We start from the raw sequence: 15192 nt of genomic DNA on the forward strand, positions 1-15192 counted from the left end.
ATGGATAATTTCTGGCAGGCCTGTTCCGCGCAGTTGGAACTGGAGCTGACACCGCAACAATTCAGTGCGTGGATCAAACCGCTTATCCCTCTCGATTACGAAGAGGGCAAGCTGCGCATTGCTGCGCCCAATCGCTTCAAGCTCGATTGGGTCAAGACCCAGTTCGCCAGCCGCATCACTGCCCTGGCCATTCAGTACTTCGAAGCGCCGACGGAAGTGCAGTTCGTGCTCGACCCGCGCCTGGCCTTGCCGAAGAAGCCCGTTGCCGCCAGCACCCCGGCCAGCGATCCGAATGGCGGCGCGCCCAGCGCGCGCGCCGCGGAGCCGCAGCCCAGCGTGCCGGAACTGAGCATCGGCGCCGCGCCACGCCGTGAGCAGAGCCGCATCAACACCGACCTGACCTTCGACAGCTTCGTGACCGGTAAGGCCAACCAATTGGCGCGCGCCGCCGCCATCCAGGTGGCGAACAATCCGGGCGTGTCCTATAACCCGCTGTTCTTCTACGGCGGCGTCGGCCTCGGTAAAACCCACTTGATCCACGCCATCGGCAATCAGGTGATGGCCGACAATCCGGGCGCAAAAATTCGCTACATCCACGCGGAACAGTACGTTCGCGACGTAGTGACCGCTTACCAGCGCAAGGGTTTCGACGACTTCAAGCACTACTATCACTCGCTCGACATGCTGCTGATCGATGATATCCAGTTCTTTGGCGGCAAGAGCCGCACGCAGGAAGAGTTTTTCTATGCCTTCGAGGCATTAATTGCCGCAAAGAAACAGATCATCATCACCTCGGATACGTATCCGAAGGAAATCACGGGCATGGACGACCGCCTGATCTCGCGCTTCGACTCGGGCCTGACGGTGGCCATCGAACCGCCGGAACTGGAAATGCGCGTGGCGATTCTGTTGAAAAAAGCCAAGCAGGAAGGCGTGACCTTCTCCGACGACGTGGCTTTCTTTGTCGCCAAGCACTTGCGCTCGAACGTGCGCGAACTGGAAGGCGCGCTGCGCAAGATCCTCGCGTACTCGCGTTTCCATGGCAAAGACATCACGATCGATATCGTCAAGGAAGCCCTGAAGGACTTGCTGTCGGTGCAGAACCGCCAGATTTCCGTGGAAAACATCCAGAAAACGGTGGCCGACTTCTTCAATATCAAGGTTGCCGACATGTATTCGAAACGCCGCCCCGCGAATATCGCCCGGCCGCGGCAGATCGCCATGTACCTGGCCAAAGAATTGACACAGAAGAGCCTGCCGGAGATCGGCGAGCTGTTCGGCGGCCGCGACCACACCACGGTGCTGCATGCCGTGCGCAAGATCGCGCTGGACCGCACCAAGAATCCGGAATGCAACCATGAATTGCATGTGCTGGAGCAAACATTAAAAGGCTAAGCGCCGCTTGAGCAAGACTGGCTCAAAACGTGCTTTACCCTTATCATCTGGGAGGGCACCGCAGCCGGTCTGTCGGGGCTCCCTATGGTAACAATTGTTAAATTAATACGTTAAACGTCGTACTGTTCAACCTATACATTGAGGATAAATATGCAATTGGTCAAAACCACCCGAGATACCCTTCTCCGGCCACTGCAGATCGTGAGCGGTATTGTCGAGCGTCGGCACACTATGCCGATTCTGGCCAATATCCTCATCCGCAAAGACGGTGAAAATGTCTCCTTCCTGTCGACCGACACCGAAGTGCAGATCACCACGCACGCGGAAATCGGTTCCGGCGCGGATGTCACCGGCACCACCGTGGCCGCGCGCAAGCTGCTGGACATCCTGCGCGCCCTGCCCGAATCGGGCGACGTCACGATGACCCTGCTGAACAAGCGCCTGACCGTGCAAACGGGCAAGTCGCGCTTCGCCCTGCAAACCCTGGCGGCGGAAGAGTTTCCAACCGTACAACAGGCGGAAAGCTACAACGCGTCCGTCACCCTGCCCCAAAAAACGCTGAAGCACCTGTTCAACATGGTGCATTTCTCTATGGCGCAGCAAGACATCCGCTACTACCTGAACGGCTTGCTGCTGGTTCTGGATGGCAATAATGTGATCGCCGTGGCCACTGACGGCCATCGTCTGGCGTTTTGCCAGGTCGCCACCGAGCAGACCTTCGCGCGCCAGGAAGTGATTATTCCGCGCAAGACCATCATCGAACTGCAGCGCCTGCTGGAAGAGAACGATGAGCCGGTGCAATTGGACATCGCCGCCAACCAGGTGAAACTGACCTTTGCCGACATCGAGCTGATCTCGAAGCTGGTGGAAGGCAAGTTCCCCGACTACACGCGCGTGATTCCTAAAGGCTACAAAAACGACTTCACCATCGGCCGCGATGAATTGCTGCGCTCGCTGCAACGCGCCGCCATCATGACCAGCGACAAGTTCAAGGGCGTGCGCTGCATCATCACCCCGGGCAGCATGAAGATCAGCTCGACCAATGCGGACCAGGAAGAAGCCGTCGAAGAGCTGGAAATCGACTACGGCGGCGACTCCGTCGACATCGGCTTCAACGTGACGTATCTGCTGGACGTGCTGAACAACCTGAAATGCGAATACGTCAACATCGCGCTCGGTGATTCGAACTCGTCCGCCCTGATCTCCATCCCCGACAATGCCGACTTCAAGTATGTCGTCATGCCGATGCGCATCTAAAGACCACAGCAGTGACGTAGGTCGGATTAGCGCAGCGTAATCCGACATGCTGAACCGCCGTCTGTCGGGTTACGCCGTTCCGGCTAACCCGACCTACGGTCATCAGCCAGCAGCCCCGAATCAATCAGCAATCGTTATTTGAGAAAGCAGTCCATGTCCGAGAATCCACAAGACACCCCGATCCAGGCCAAAACGGAAGAATACGGCGCCGCCTCCATCCAGATCCTGGAAGGCCTGGAAGCCGTACGCAAACGCCCGGGCATGTACATTGGCGACACCTCGGACGGCACCGGCTTGCACCATCTGGTATTCGAAGTGCTGGACAACTCCATCGATGAATCGCTGGCCGGCCACTGCACGGAAATCCACGTCACCATCCACAGCGATAATTCGATCTCGATCACCGACAATGGCCGCGGCGTGCCGACCGGCCTGAAAATGGACGACAAGCACGATCCGAAGCGTTCGGCGGCGGAAATCGTCATGACCGAGCTGCACGCGGGCGGCAAGTTCGACCAGAACTCGTACAAAGTCTCGGGCGGTTTGCACGGCGTGGGCGTGTCCTGCGTGAATGGCCTGTCGAAACTGCTGAAACTGACCATCCGCCGCGATGGCAAAGTGCATCACATGGAATTCGTGCGCGGCGTGCCGCAAGACCGCCAGATCGTCATGGTCGGCGACATCGCCACCTCCCCGATCAAGGTCATCGGCGAAACGGACAAGCGCGGCACCGACGTGCATTTCTGGGCTGACGAAGAGATTTTCACGCACGTGGAATTCCACTATGAAATCCTGGCCAAGCGCATCCGCGAACTGTCCTTCCTGAACAATGGCGTCAACATCAAGTTGTCCGACCAGCGCACGGGCAAGGAAGAAGTATTCGCCTTCGAAGGCGGCACGCGCGGCTTCGTCGAATACATCAACAAGGCCAAATCGGTCTTGCATCCGACCATTTTCCAGGCCACGGGCGAGCGCATGTCGGACCAGAACACGAACATCTCGGTCGACGTGTCGATGCAGTGGAACGATGCCTACAATGAACAGGTGCTGTGCTTCACGAACAACATTCCGCAACGCGACGGCGGCACTCACCTGACGGGCCTGCGCGCGGCGATGACGCGCGTGATCAACAAATACATCGATGAACACGAGTTCGCCAAAAAGGCGAAAGTGGAAATCAACGGCGACGACATGCGCGAAGGCCTGACCTGCGTGCTGTCGGTCAAAGTGCCGGAACCGAAATTCTCGTCGCAGACGAAAGACAAGCTGGTATCGAGCGAAGTGCGCGGCCCGGTGGAAGAGATCGTTGCCAAGACCCTGGCTGATTACCTGCAAGAAAAACCGAACGACGCCAAGATCATTTGCGGCAAGATCGTCGAAGCGGCACGTGCGCGCGAAGCGGCCCGCAAAGCCCGCGACCTGACCCGCCGCAAAGGCATCATGGATGGCCTGGGCCTGTCGGCCAAGCTGGCCGACTGCCAGGAAAAAGACCCCGCCCTGTGCGAACTGTACATCGTCGAGGGTGACTCGGCAGGTGGCTCGGCAAAACAGGGGCGCGACCGCAAGTTCCAGGCGATTCTGCCGCTGCGCGGTAAAGTGCTGAACGTGGAAAAAGCCCGTTTCGAAAAAATGCTGTCGTCGGAGCAGATCACCACCCTGATCGCCACCCTCGGCACCTCGATCGGACCGGACGAATTCAACGTCGAGAAACTGCGCTACCACCGCATCATCATCATGACCGATGCGGACGTCGACGGCGCCCACATCCGCACCCTGCTGCTGACCCTGTTCTACCGCCAGATGCCGCAACTGGTCGAGCGCGGCCACATCTACATCGCGCAACCGCCGCTGTACAAGGTGAAAGCCGGCCGCGACGAGCGCTATCTGAAAGATGACGCGGAAGAAGCGAGCTACATGATGACCGTGGCGCTGAACACGGCCGTGCTGGTGCCGCGCGAAGGCGCGGAAGGCATTTCCGGCGAGACCCTGACGGAACTGGTGCGCAAGTTCAACCTGTCGAACACCATCATGACCCGTCTGACACGCGTCATCGACCGCGCCGCCCTGACCGCCATCATGACGGGCGTGCAGTTGGACCTGTCGACTCTGGACCTGGCGGAAACCTCCGCCCTGGCCCTGCAGACGGCCATCAACGACAGCGCCGTGCGCGTGCACGTGCGTTCCGACGATTTGTCGGAAAAACACAAGCTGCACATCGAGCGCATGTACCACGGCAACGTCAAAGTCACCGCCATCGACGCCGACTTCGTGCAAGGCCCGGACTACGCCGTGCTGAGCAGCGGCGCCGCCACCTTCGAAGGCCTGATCGGCGAAGGCGCGTTTGTCCGCCGCGGCGAAGGCGAGCGCATGAAGGAAATCGCCGTGGTCGACTTCCACCAGGCCATGCAATGGCTGCGCGACGAAGCCGAACGCACCGTCTCGAAACAGCGCTACAAAGGTCTGGGCGAAATGAACCCGGACCAGCTGTGGGAAACGACGATGGACCCAACCGTGCGCCGCTTGTTGAAAGTGCAGATCGAAGACGCGATTGCCGCGGATCAAATCTTCACAACGCTGATGGGCGATGACGTGGAACCACGCCGCGCGTTCATCGAAAATAATGCGTTGCGTGCGGGGAATATCGACGTGTAAGACATAACAGCAACGAGATGTTGCCATGGCGGCCCTCTTGCAGGGCCGCTTTCTTTTTCAACGTCCAGACCGTGCCCTTCGGGGATGCAGCGATCACGCTCACAGTACCTGTATCCATACCGCCGCATTTCCACGCTCTCCGTCCCCACTGCCCCCAAGAAACCAGTACACTAGTTCCTGAGCGCAACTAATTTTGTACGCGCGCTATGCCGCCTGCTGTTGCCGGGAGGCGTCCCTGCCGCAAGGCGTGTTGTCTGCCTGGACGAATGGAATGTTCACTTCGCGCAGCCTGTCTCCTGCCTTCTATTACCTGTTCTTTTCAGGAGAACGGGAGCAGCAGCAGCGCTTTTTCAAGGAACTGCATTTCATTTCGATAGCCATCCTGACGTTTGGCCTGGCTTGCTGGCTGGTCACGTTCAGCCTGACCTTGCCGCGCGCTTCGTTCGATCATGCGCAGGCGGCGCTGGGGGTGACGGGCATGCTGGGCGGGCTGCTGCTGACCGTGTATGCGAAGTCCTTGCAGGCGATTATCGCCAGCGGCACCATCAGTGTGCTGTTCATCGCGTTCGGCTTTCGCGTGCTGATGCTGAGCACGGAAGACCCTGCTTTCTGGGTGTTGCCGCTGGGGGTGATGATCACCCTGACGACGGCGCCCATCTTTAGCGGCATCGCGTATTACCTGGGCGTATCGCTGTGCGTGTGGGCCATGCTGGGGCTGGGGCAATTTCCCGTACATGCTGGCCAGGCCGATCAGCATTGGCCCGTGCTGGCCGTCACCATCAGCGTCATCATCGGCCTGGCGCTGAATATCTATTTTCTCGTCCTGCGCATCCATAACTACCGTGCCCAGCGCGAACTGGCGACGATGGCCTACAAGGATGGTTTGACCGGGCTCAACAATCGCCGCATGTTTACGCAGGGCGCCCGCGCCTTGCAGCGCACGGCGCGCACGCCCGCGTATTTCCTGATGATCGACATCGACGACTTCAAGCAGATCAACGACGTGTACGGCCATGACGTGGGCGACGAGGTGCTGAAAAAGATCGCCGACGTGATCGCCAAACTGTCTGGCGAGCACCTGTGCGGGCGCCTCGGTGGCGAGGAGTTTGCCGTCATTTACCTGGGCGAAAAGAACGCGGCCTGTGACTTCGCCGCGCAGCTGGTCGACAGCGTCGAGGCGGCTTTCGTGCCGGAACGCAAGGTGTCCGTCAGCATCGGCGTCGCAGAGCTGCTCAAGGAAGCGGACTTGTCGCACAGCTACCGGCGCGCCGATGAATCCTTGTACCAGGCCAAGAAAAGCGGCAAGAACCGCTACGTGCTCAACGCTGCCTAGGGGTTGCCGTTGGGGCCAGCATCGAGCAGCGCCAGCAGGGCCTGCGGGGAAATCTTCCAGGGATCGCGCTGCGCGGGATCCACTTCGTACCAGCTGTCCCGGGCGCCGATCTTGAGGATGGTCAAGGGAATGTCCTTGCTCTCAAAGAACGCCAGCATGGGACGAATCAAACGGCTCACCTTGGCGTGGTCTTCTCGGTACAACGAACAGGTATAGAAGCAGCCCTTTTCTCCCATGCGCAATTTCCTGGCCGCGCCGACACACGAGTGGAGCACATACTTGTGCCCCTACACRCCCCTTTTCTCATCGTCAACCTGGCCGCTGCCGACACACGAGATCTGGGCCATGGCAATGGGGGACAGTGATTCAATAGCCAAGCTTGGCAGAAAGAGATTTATTCCTGAAATGCTAAGATCGCGGCCCGCGCATGCCGGCAACCGGTCCGGCATGGCGTCTCGACAAGGATGGCCATTGAACACCCCAGGAAAAATCACTTTGCGCATGCTGACGCTGTGCGCCGCGCTGTGCCTGCCGCTTTCCACCATGGCAGAAACTATTTCTGCCGAAGATGCCGCCTTCGTGGCCGCCACCGTGCCCGTGCCATCGCCGCCGCTGCGCCTGAGTGCGCATCCGGAGATCCGCGCCGACGTCTTCAAGCTGCTCGGCTATGCGCGCGGCAGCTATACGCAGGGCAACACCCTGATCGCGCGCCAGGTGCTCGACAGCATGTATTCACTCGACGACATCACGCGCACCATGCTGCCCGACGGGCGTTCCGTGCTGGCCTCCATCGATGCCGGCACACACGGTGCACGGCGCGCTGCCATGCTGTTCGATCCGAAACGCAAGCTGTTGGCGCTGGGCCTGGTCAATGGCCATTGCCAGGCCGCCATCGGCGACGCCGTCCCCGCCTGCCTGCCATCCACGCATGCCGTGCTGACGGTATTCCTGCCACCGGGCGCGGAGGATGAGATGGCCGCACCGCTGCTCGTGTGGGCACGGCAGTTGCCGACCACGCTGGCACAGGCTGCGCTGGAACAGCGGCAAAGCATTGCTGCCGTGGAATACATCACGACCCGCCCTGGCCAGCCCGGCTGGGAACCGCGCGACGTGCCGCCCGGCTTTCCCGCCAGCCTGCTGCACCTGCTGCTGCCGAATGCGGAATTGAACGGCAGTTCCAGCGGCGGCAAGATCGTCACACCGGCGGGCCTGGCCGGTTTGCCCATGCGCACGGCGACGGAAGCGGCCGAGGCCGGCGACGAGCCCATGCCCGATGCCGACATCACCTTGCGCAGCTATGCCGATTTCCACTGGGTGCTCAACACCTACGCCAAGCTGGCCAAGGGCGCTCAAGTGAAGGGCCATGACGACAAGGTGGTGTTTACGGGCAGCGATGCCAGCGGCCGCTACACGGTGACCTTGCGCGAACCCAACAAGGACGATGGCGTGCTCATCACCGTGGCCAGCTGGCGGGAAAAATAAGCGCAAGTGCAGGGAAAGCATTGCCATTACGCACAAGAACATGGCATTTTGGCATTTTGCGGTATGATTTCCGGCCGTGTGGCGCGGCCCTGTCCCTGCCTTGCCCACCCTGCCTTTCAAGCCAGTCACGCTTGCGCCGCATCCTGCCCCTAAGGAATTCATATGTTCGGTTTTAACTTGCGCGTTGCCAAGATGGTGTGGACGGCTTTCCTCATCGCCTTCCTGCTGTTTCTCACCTACAAGGTTTCGTCGACCCTGATCGTGGTGGTCTTTGCGATTTTCTTCAGCTACCTCGTGTATCCGCTGATCGGCCTGCTCGAACGCCATGGCCCGAAACGCTTGCCGCGCACGGCCGCCATCGGCATCGTCTTCCTCGTGGTGATCTTGCTGGTGGCGATACTGGGCTCCATCTTCGGCGCGCGCATCGAGGAAGAAGCGATCAAGCTCAGTAATCAGTTGCCGACCCTGCTCAAGGGCAACAACTTTGCCGAGCGCATCCCGTTGCCGGAATTCATGGAGCCGTTGCGCGCGCGCCTGCTGTCGTTCATGCAGACGCAGCTGAGCAGCGGTACGGGACAAGCGATGCCGCTGGCGAAAGAACTGGGCTTGACCGTCATGCATGCGGCCAGCAACCTAATCTATCTGGTGCTGGTGCCCGTACTGAGCTTTTTGCTGATCAAGGAAGGCCCGGACATGCGCGACGGCTTGCTGTCCCTGCTGAACCGCCCGAACAAGAAACTCTGGGGCGCCATCATTGATGACCTCGACATCTTGCTGTCGCGCTATGTGCGCGCCCTGCTGCTGTTGTCGATCGCCACCTTTGTGTCTTACAGCATCGCCTTTTCCCTGATGGGCGTACCGTACAGCCTGCTGTTGGCCGGTGCTGCCGCCTTGCTGGAATTCATCCCGTTTGCCGGTCCGTTGGCGGCGGCCGTCATCGCCGTGGTCGTGGCCGGTTTCAGCGGCTTCGAGCACGTGTTCTGGCTGATCGGCTTTATCGCCGCCTACCGTTTGTTCCAGGATTACGTGGTCAACCCGTATTTGATGAGCGAAGGCGTGGAAGTGAGTCCGCTGATGGTGATCATCGGCCTGCTGGCCGGCGACCAATTGGGTGGCGTGGTCGGCATCTTCCTGTCCGTGCCCGTGATGGCGGCCATCAAGATCGTCTTCGTGCGCGCCCGGGCAGCCTTGCAGGCGCGCCATGATGCGCTGGAGAAAGCGGAACAGGCGGCGGAAGAAGCGCGCGCCCAGGCCCTGGCCGAGGCGGCGATGCTGCAGGAACAGGGCAGCAAGGCCACCCTGCGACAGCAGTAATTTAGAATCTTCAACACCTATAAAACCGTAGCGAGCGGCAGCGCGTTGTGTCCAAGAAGCGCAACCGTGCTTGAGCACGGTGAGCATCACAGGCCGCAAAGCGCGACGCGCAGTAGGTTTTTCAGTAATGTTAGAACTCTTCCCACTCGCCGCTGTTGTCTGCAGCAGGCTTGGCGGAACGGGGCTGTGCCGGAGCGACAGGTGCTGCCGCAGCGCGGCTTGGCGCCAGGCGCAGCGCCGGGCGTTTCAAGGCCGTGCTGGCGGCGGCCACGACAGGCTTGCGCAAGGCAGGCTTGGCGGCAGGACCGCTATGGTTGGCGTCGAGTTTGAAGATGCTGACCATTTCGGCCAGCGCCGCCGCCTGCTCCTGCATCGATTCCGAGGCAGCTGCCGCTTCTTCCACCAGCGCCGCATTCTGTTGCGTCACGGTATCCATTTCCGCCACGGCCTGGTTGATCTGGCCGATGCCCAGTTCCTGTTCGCGGCCGGCGGCGCTGATTTCGCCCATGATGTCCGTCACACGGCGGATGCTGGCCACGATCTCGTCCATCGTCGTGCCCGTCTGGCTGACCAGCGCGCTACCGGCGCCTACGTTCTGCACCGACGCTTCGATCAGCAGCTTGATGTCCTTGGCGGCGCTGGCCGAGCGGTGCGCCAGGTTGCGCACTTCCGTGGCGACGACGGCAAAGCCGCGGCCCTGCTCGCCGGCACGCGCGGCTTCCACGGCCGCATTCAAAGCCAGGATGTTCGTCTGGAAGGCAATGCCGTCGATCACGCCGATGATGTCGGCGATCTTTTTCGACGATTCGCTGATGGTGCCCATGGTGTCGACCACTTGCGCCACCAATGCGCCGCCTTTTACCGCCACGTCCGAGGCGGAGACGGCCAGCTGGTTCGCCTGGCGCGCATTGTCGGAATTCTGCTTGACGGTTGAGGTCAGCTCTTCCAGCGACGAGGCCGTTTCTTCCAGGCTCGACGCTTGCTGCTCCGTGCGGCTGGACAGATCCAGGTTGCCCGAAGCGATTTCATTGCTGGCCGTGGCGATGGCGCCGCTGCCGTCGCGCACGCCGCGCACGGTGGTCGACAGGCGTTCCTGCATTTTCTGCAAGCCCGTCAGCAAGGCGCCCATCTCGTCGTTGCGCGTGATGACGATGTCGTTGGCCAGATTACCGTCGGAAATGGCGCCGAAATGGCGCAAGGCCTGGTCCAGCGGGCCAAAAATGGCGCGCAGCAGCAAGATGCTGGAAATAATCGTCAGCAAGGCGCCCACCAGCACGCCGCCGATGGCCATGGCCACCTGAGTACGGTAGCTGGACTGGCTTTCCGCATACATGCGGGCGGCCGAAGTGGTCTGGTATTGCGTCAATGTTTCGGCGGCCTGGTCCAGGCTGCGGTACAGGGGCGTCAGCCCCGTCATCATCAAACCGTCCGCTTGGGCGACGTTGCCTTCACGCAAAGCCTTGCTCATGACCAGCAAGCCGTTGCTCATGTACTCGCTGCGCTTCTTGTCCATGTCGTCGGACAGGCGCTTTTCGTCCGTGCTTTGCGGCAAGGCCAAGTAGACCTTCCAGAACTTGTTCGAGGCTTCCATGAATTGTTCGGCACGGGCCAGGGTATCCTTGGCGTCGGCCGCTTCGGGGTGCACCATCACGCGGTCCATCGTGAACCGGGCGCGGCCCAGGGCAATTTGCGATTCGCCGATCGCTTGCGTCGATGCCAGCTGATTACTGTAGACCTCGTTAAGGCTGTTGTTGGCCGATTTCAGGCTGATGATACTCATGACGCCCAGCACGGCGATCATCAAGCCCAGCACACTCATGGTGGCAATCAGGCGCATTTTTATTGTTATGTTAGACAGCATGCAGTTTTCCTTGGTAGGGGCGCAACCATGCCTGCGCCCGCCAAACGGGATAGCAGCAAACGCCTGATGGGCGGGTCACGTGAATTGTTCAGGACAGATCGATACGGCGTGTGCGGCGGCAGGGGGGAAGGCGGCCCGCGCATATCGTCAGGAGTGCAAGACAGGGCAACGAGGTCGAGGTTTCCTGTACTTTTATTTCCTGACTGCAAGATACAGGGAAAGATTACTAGTAGCAACATCCAGCATGGATTTTCACGCTTTGTAACAAGTAGATGATGTTTTTTGCGCAGAACTGGCATTCCGCAATCGTGCGCGCTCGCGTGGGAATGCCAGTTATGTTAATAGACGGTTTCTGCAATCGAGCATGGTCAGCATTTGCCAGCCACCGTCCGGCGTCGCTTTTACGGCCCCTGTTTCACGTCATCGACATACAGGCCGCCACCGCCAGGTTCCACCCACTGGCCCTGCTTCTTGCCGTTGACATAGTTGCCCTGCCATTGCACCACGCCGTCGATGCGGCGTTCGCTGGGGCCGTTCAAGCGGTCCTTCACAAACGTGTCATAACCGGTGAAACTGTGCATGTCCACTTCGCGCCATTCGTCCACGCCTGGGCTCACTTCCCAGCGGCCCGTGCGCTGGCCACGCTGCATCATGCCCGTCGTCGTTTCATCGCCGCTTTCATACGTCCACGGCCCTTCGGCCTTGTCATCGACAAAGGCGCCAAACGAGCGGATGGTGTTCGGCTCCTCGTAGTGCCACTGCCCCGTGCGCTTGCCCTGTGCATACTGGCCACGGGCATACACGCTGCCCACGCAGCAATTCACGTTGTACTCGATGAATAGCCCATCCTGGCTGGCGGCAAAGCGCTGCGGCTGCGTTTCCCATGTGATCCACTTGATGTGATAGCTGGGTGCGCGGTTCCCTTTCCGGCCCTTGCCCAGCAGATAAGTGACCGTGAGGAAATGGCCATCCTTTTCCGCGAAGGTTTTTTTATAGGCAAACGCCGGTGCATCGGCCGGCTTGCCGGGCAATAAATCGCCATCGATATTGAAATAGCCGACCAGCTTGCCATGGCCATGCTCGATGGCGTCGAACTCGGCCACGCCCGTGGGCGCGTAGACGATGCTGTCGTCGATCTGCGGCACATGGGCCAGCGCCGTGCGCACCTGCGCCTCGTCCATGGTTTTCGCGCCGCGCTCGACGGTGCTGGCGGTGGCCATCGGTTGACCGTCGTAGAACCGCGCCGCCTGCGCTGGCGCCAAACCTCCCAGCGCCAGCAGCGCCACCATCGTGCTCATCCAAAATGTTTGCCGCATGCCCACTCCACTGCCTGAAAACCGCCATTATGCATGGCCGTTCAGGCAAGACCTGACACGCGAGGACGCCGGCCGAACAGGGGCCGCTGTACCGTCTGCGCCAGCAGCACGCCCAGCAGCGAGATGCCGCCGCCGATCAAATGGTACACATGCATGCTTTCGTGCAGCCAGACGATGGCCAGCAGGGCCGTCAGCAGGGGCAGCAGGTTGACGTAGATGCTGCAGCGGTTTGGCCCCAGCAGTTTGACGCCTTCGATCCACAGATAGGACAGCACGATGGACGAGCCGATGCCCGCATAGCCGATCAAGGGCAAGGTGGTGGCGTCCAGCCTGGCGCTGCCGGGTGGCAAGAGCAGGAAGAACGGCAGCATGCACGCCAGGGCCGCCAGCGCCTGGCAATAAATGGCTTGCCAGGCGGGAATGGACAACCGCCAGCGGCGCAGCAGCACGCCGTACAGGGCGAAGCTCAGGGAAGCGAGCAGCATCAGCGCATCGCCCGCATGCACGCCTTGCTGCAGCAAGGCCAGCACGTCGCCGCGCCCCACCAGGTACAGCAAGCCGCCAAACGACAGCACGCCGCCGGCCGCCATGCCGACCGTCAGGCGCTCGCCCAGCAGCAGCACGCTGAGCAGGGCCGTCATCAGGGGCGCCAGCGCCGTGACGATGGCCATATTCGTCGCCGTGGTGCTTTCCGCAGCGCGGTAGGACAAACTCTGGAACAGGGCCATCGACATCAGGCCGCACAGGGCCAGCTGCCACCAGTGACGGCGGATGGCGGCGCGGTTGCGCCACAGGGGCCGGGCGATAAACGGTGTCATCACGAGCAAGACCAGCACCAGGCGGTAAAAGGTGATGGCCGTGGGGGCGATGCTGGACGCGGCCAGCTTGGACACGACGACGTTGCCGGCCCACAGCAACATGGCCAGAAACGGATACAGATAGGCGCGCACAGGCATGCGAAACTCCGGGAATAGTTACGGGAAACCATCATGCCGCAAGCGCATCGCGCTTTCTCGCGCTAAGATGTCCGAACCTATCGCAAAACTGACCTTCTTTCATGGATTGTTCCTCTCCCGCCTTTCAGGAATTGCTGCCCGTCACGGCGCGCGCCATGGCGCTGGCCGTCGACTATGCGCACGGCCACGTGATTTCCGCGCACCGTCACACGCATGCGCAACTGTTGTATGCCATCGAGGGCGTGATGACCATCGAAGCGCAGGGCGGGCGCTGGGTGGTGCCGCCCACGCGCGGCGTGTGGCTGCAGCCCGGCATCGCGCACAAGGTGCGCATGAGCGGCGCCGTCAAGATGCGCACGGTGTTCGTCAACTGCGCCAATTCGCCATTGCTGCCGGCCCACAGTTGCGTGCTCGACATCAGTCCTTTGCTGCGGCAATTGATCGTGGCGGCCGTCGACATCGCGCCCGATTTCACGGAAGGCAGCCGCGACTGGCATCTGCTGCAATTGCTGTTGCATGAGCTCGACAGCCTGCCCGTGCTGCCCCTGTATCTGCCGCTGCCCATGGATGCGCGCCTGCGCGGCATTTGCGCGCGGCTGATGGAACAACCGGGTGAACAGCAGACGGTGGCGCACTGGGCGCAGGAACTGGCGATCACCGAACGCAGCCTGCACCGGCTGTTCCAGAAACAGACGGGCATGCGCTTTGGCCAGTGGCGCCAGCAGGCGCGATTGCTGCGGGCACTCGAACAATTGGCGCAAGGCGTCAAGGTCATCGACGTGGCCATGGACAACGGCTATACGAGCCAGAGCGCGTTCACGGCCATGTTTAAAAAACATTTCGGCACCACGCCGACCGCGTTTTACCAGGCTAAAGTCATTGCCGCGTAAAAAAAATGCTGCTATGCATCAATAATCATGGGCGATTGGGGGCAGGCTTGTTATCATCGCAAGCCTTATCGCACCGCGCCCATCCTGGCAGCGGTGTTGACCTCAGCTCCACACCACCATGACACAGAATTTCTTCCAGACATTTATCCTGCTCTTGCTCGTCACCGACCCGTTCGGCAACGTTTCCCTGTTCGTCAATGCCCTGAAACGGGTGCCCATCGAGCGGCGCTGGAAAGTGGTGGTACGCGAGTGCATGATCGCCTTTGGCATCTTGCTGTTGTTCATGTTCTTCGGCCGCCATTTCCTGAACGCCTTGCAATTATCGGAAGTGGCGCTGCGCATCGGCGGCGGCGTGATCCTGTTTCTGATCGCCATGCGCATGGTGTTTCCGCAGCCAAACGCGGGCAATAGCGACCACGAGATGGGCGGCGAACCGTTCATCGTGCCGCTGGCCATCCCCGCGCTGGCCGGCCCGTCGGCGCTGGCCACCGTGCTGCTGTTTTCCTCGCATGAAATGAACGAAGTGATCGCCCACGTGGCGGGGCTGACGGCCGTGGCCGTCGTCTGGCTGGCCGTCTTCCTGTGCGCCGAACGCTTGCAGCGTGCGCTCGGTCCAAGGGTCATGACGGCATTCGAGCGCCTGATGGGCTTGATCCTGACGGCCATGGCCATTGAAATGCTGCTCGCCGGCATACGCGCATTCCTGAAATCCGTTTAACATCAGCATTCATCCACT

Annotated in this window: 12 protein-coding genes; 8 read left to right on the forward strand and 4 right to left on the reverse strand. The window is 60.7% G+C overall.

Translation table 11 applies throughout. The annotated features are described in order from the left end of the window. The 4 genes from dnaA (at position 1) to AC4BCN_RS00020 (ending at position 6637) form a co-directional block, all read left to right on the forward strand. Entirely contained in the window at positions 1-1395 is a 1395-nt protein-coding gene (gene dnaA / locus AC4BCN_RS00005; protein WP_034754339.1) for a chromosomal replication initiator protein DnaA, read from the forward strand. A 150-nt stretch (positions 1396-1545) separates the two neighbouring features. Further along, positions 1546-2652 (forward strand): DNA polymerase III subunit beta, encoded by a 1107-nt coding sequence (dnaN, locus tag AC4BCN_RS00010; RefSeq protein ID WP_034754341.1) that lies wholly within the window; start codon positions 1546-1548, stop codon positions 2650-2652. A 153-nt stretch (positions 2653-2805) separates the two neighbouring features. Next, positions 2806-5304 carry a DNA topoisomerase (ATP-hydrolyzing) subunit B gene (gyrB, locus tag AC4BCN_RS00015; protein WP_436483740.1) on the forward strand — a complete coding sequence of 833 codons (2499 nt, stop codon included), beginning with the start codon at positions 2806-2808 and terminating at the stop codon, positions 5302-5304. A 271-nt stretch (positions 5305-5575) separates the two neighbouring features. Beyond that, positions 5576-6637 carry a GGDEF domain-containing protein gene (locus tag AC4BCN_RS00020; RefSeq protein WP_490492271.1) on the forward strand — a complete coding sequence of 354 codons (1062 nt, stop codon included), beginning with the start codon at positions 5576-5578 and terminating at the stop codon, positions 6635-6637. Here AC4BCN_RS00020 and AC4BCN_RS00025 read toward each other — a convergent pair. Further along, positions 6634-6816: a hypothetical protein gene (locus AC4BCN_RS00025; RefSeq protein ID WP_490492272.1), complete on the reverse strand. Its 183-nt coding sequence runs from the start codon at positions 6814-6816 to the stop codon at positions 6634-6636. The genes AC4BCN_RS00020 and AC4BCN_RS00025 overlap by 4 nt on opposite strands. A 292-nt stretch (positions 6817-7108) precedes the next feature. Between AC4BCN_RS00025 and AC4BCN_RS00030 the strand changes: the two genes are divergently transcribed. Together AC4BCN_RS00030 and AC4BCN_RS00035 are read left to right on the forward strand one after the other, a co-directional pair. Then, the gene (locus AC4BCN_RS00030; protein WP_490492273.1) at positions 7109-8119 is read left to right on the forward strand and encodes a hypothetical protein; all 1011 of its coding nucleotides are present in this window, start codon (positions 7109-7111) and stop codon (positions 8117-8119) included. A 162-nt stretch (positions 8120-8281) separates the two neighbouring features. Then, entirely contained in the window at positions 8282-9433 is a 1152-nt protein-coding gene (locus AC4BCN_RS00035; protein WP_490492274.1) for an AI-2E family transporter, read from the forward strand. Positions 9434-9563: 130 nt separating this feature from the next. On the opposite strand, the gene AC4BCN_RS00040 is transcribed toward AC4BCN_RS00035, so the two are convergent. The 3 genes from AC4BCN_RS00040 to AC4BCN_RS00050 all read right to left on the reverse strand — a co-directional run bounded on the left by AC4BCN_RS00040 (position 9564) and on the right by AC4BCN_RS00050 (position 13566). Next, the gene (locus AC4BCN_RS00040) at positions 9564-11294 is read right to left on the reverse strand and encodes a methyl-accepting chemotaxis protein (RefSeq protein WP_490492275.1); all 1731 of its coding nucleotides are present in this window, start codon (positions 11292-11294) and stop codon (positions 9564-9566) included. A 401-nt stretch (positions 11295-11695) separates the two neighbouring features. Next, positions 11696-12610, reverse strand: coding sequence for a toxin-antitoxin system YwqK family antitoxin (locus AC4BCN_RS00045; protein ID WP_490492276.1), 915 nt, complete (start codon positions 12608-12610; stop codon positions 11696-11698). Between the two features lie 41 nt (positions 12611-12651). Continuing rightward, on the reverse strand, positions 12652-13566 hold the full coding sequence (locus AC4BCN_RS00050; RefSeq protein WP_490492277.1) for a DMT family transporter: 915 nt from the start codon (positions 13564-13566) through the stop codon (positions 12652-12654). Between the two features lie 101 nt (positions 13567-13667). On the opposite strand from AC4BCN_RS00050, the gene AC4BCN_RS00055 reads away from it, so the two are divergent. Then, entirely contained in the window at positions 13668-14456 is a 789-nt protein-coding gene (locus AC4BCN_RS00055; RefSeq protein ID WP_319993486.1) for an AraC family transcriptional regulator, read from the forward strand. 118 nt (positions 14457-14574) lie between these two features. Then, on the forward strand, positions 14575-15174 hold the full coding sequence (locus AC4BCN_RS00060; protein ID WP_034754361.1) for a MarC family protein: 600 nt from the start codon (positions 14575-14577) through the stop codon (positions 15172-15174). The last annotated feature ends 18 nt before the right edge of the window (positions 15175-15192 follow it).

It is taken from the genome of Janthinobacterium sp. Bl 1, from assembly GCF_058215535.1.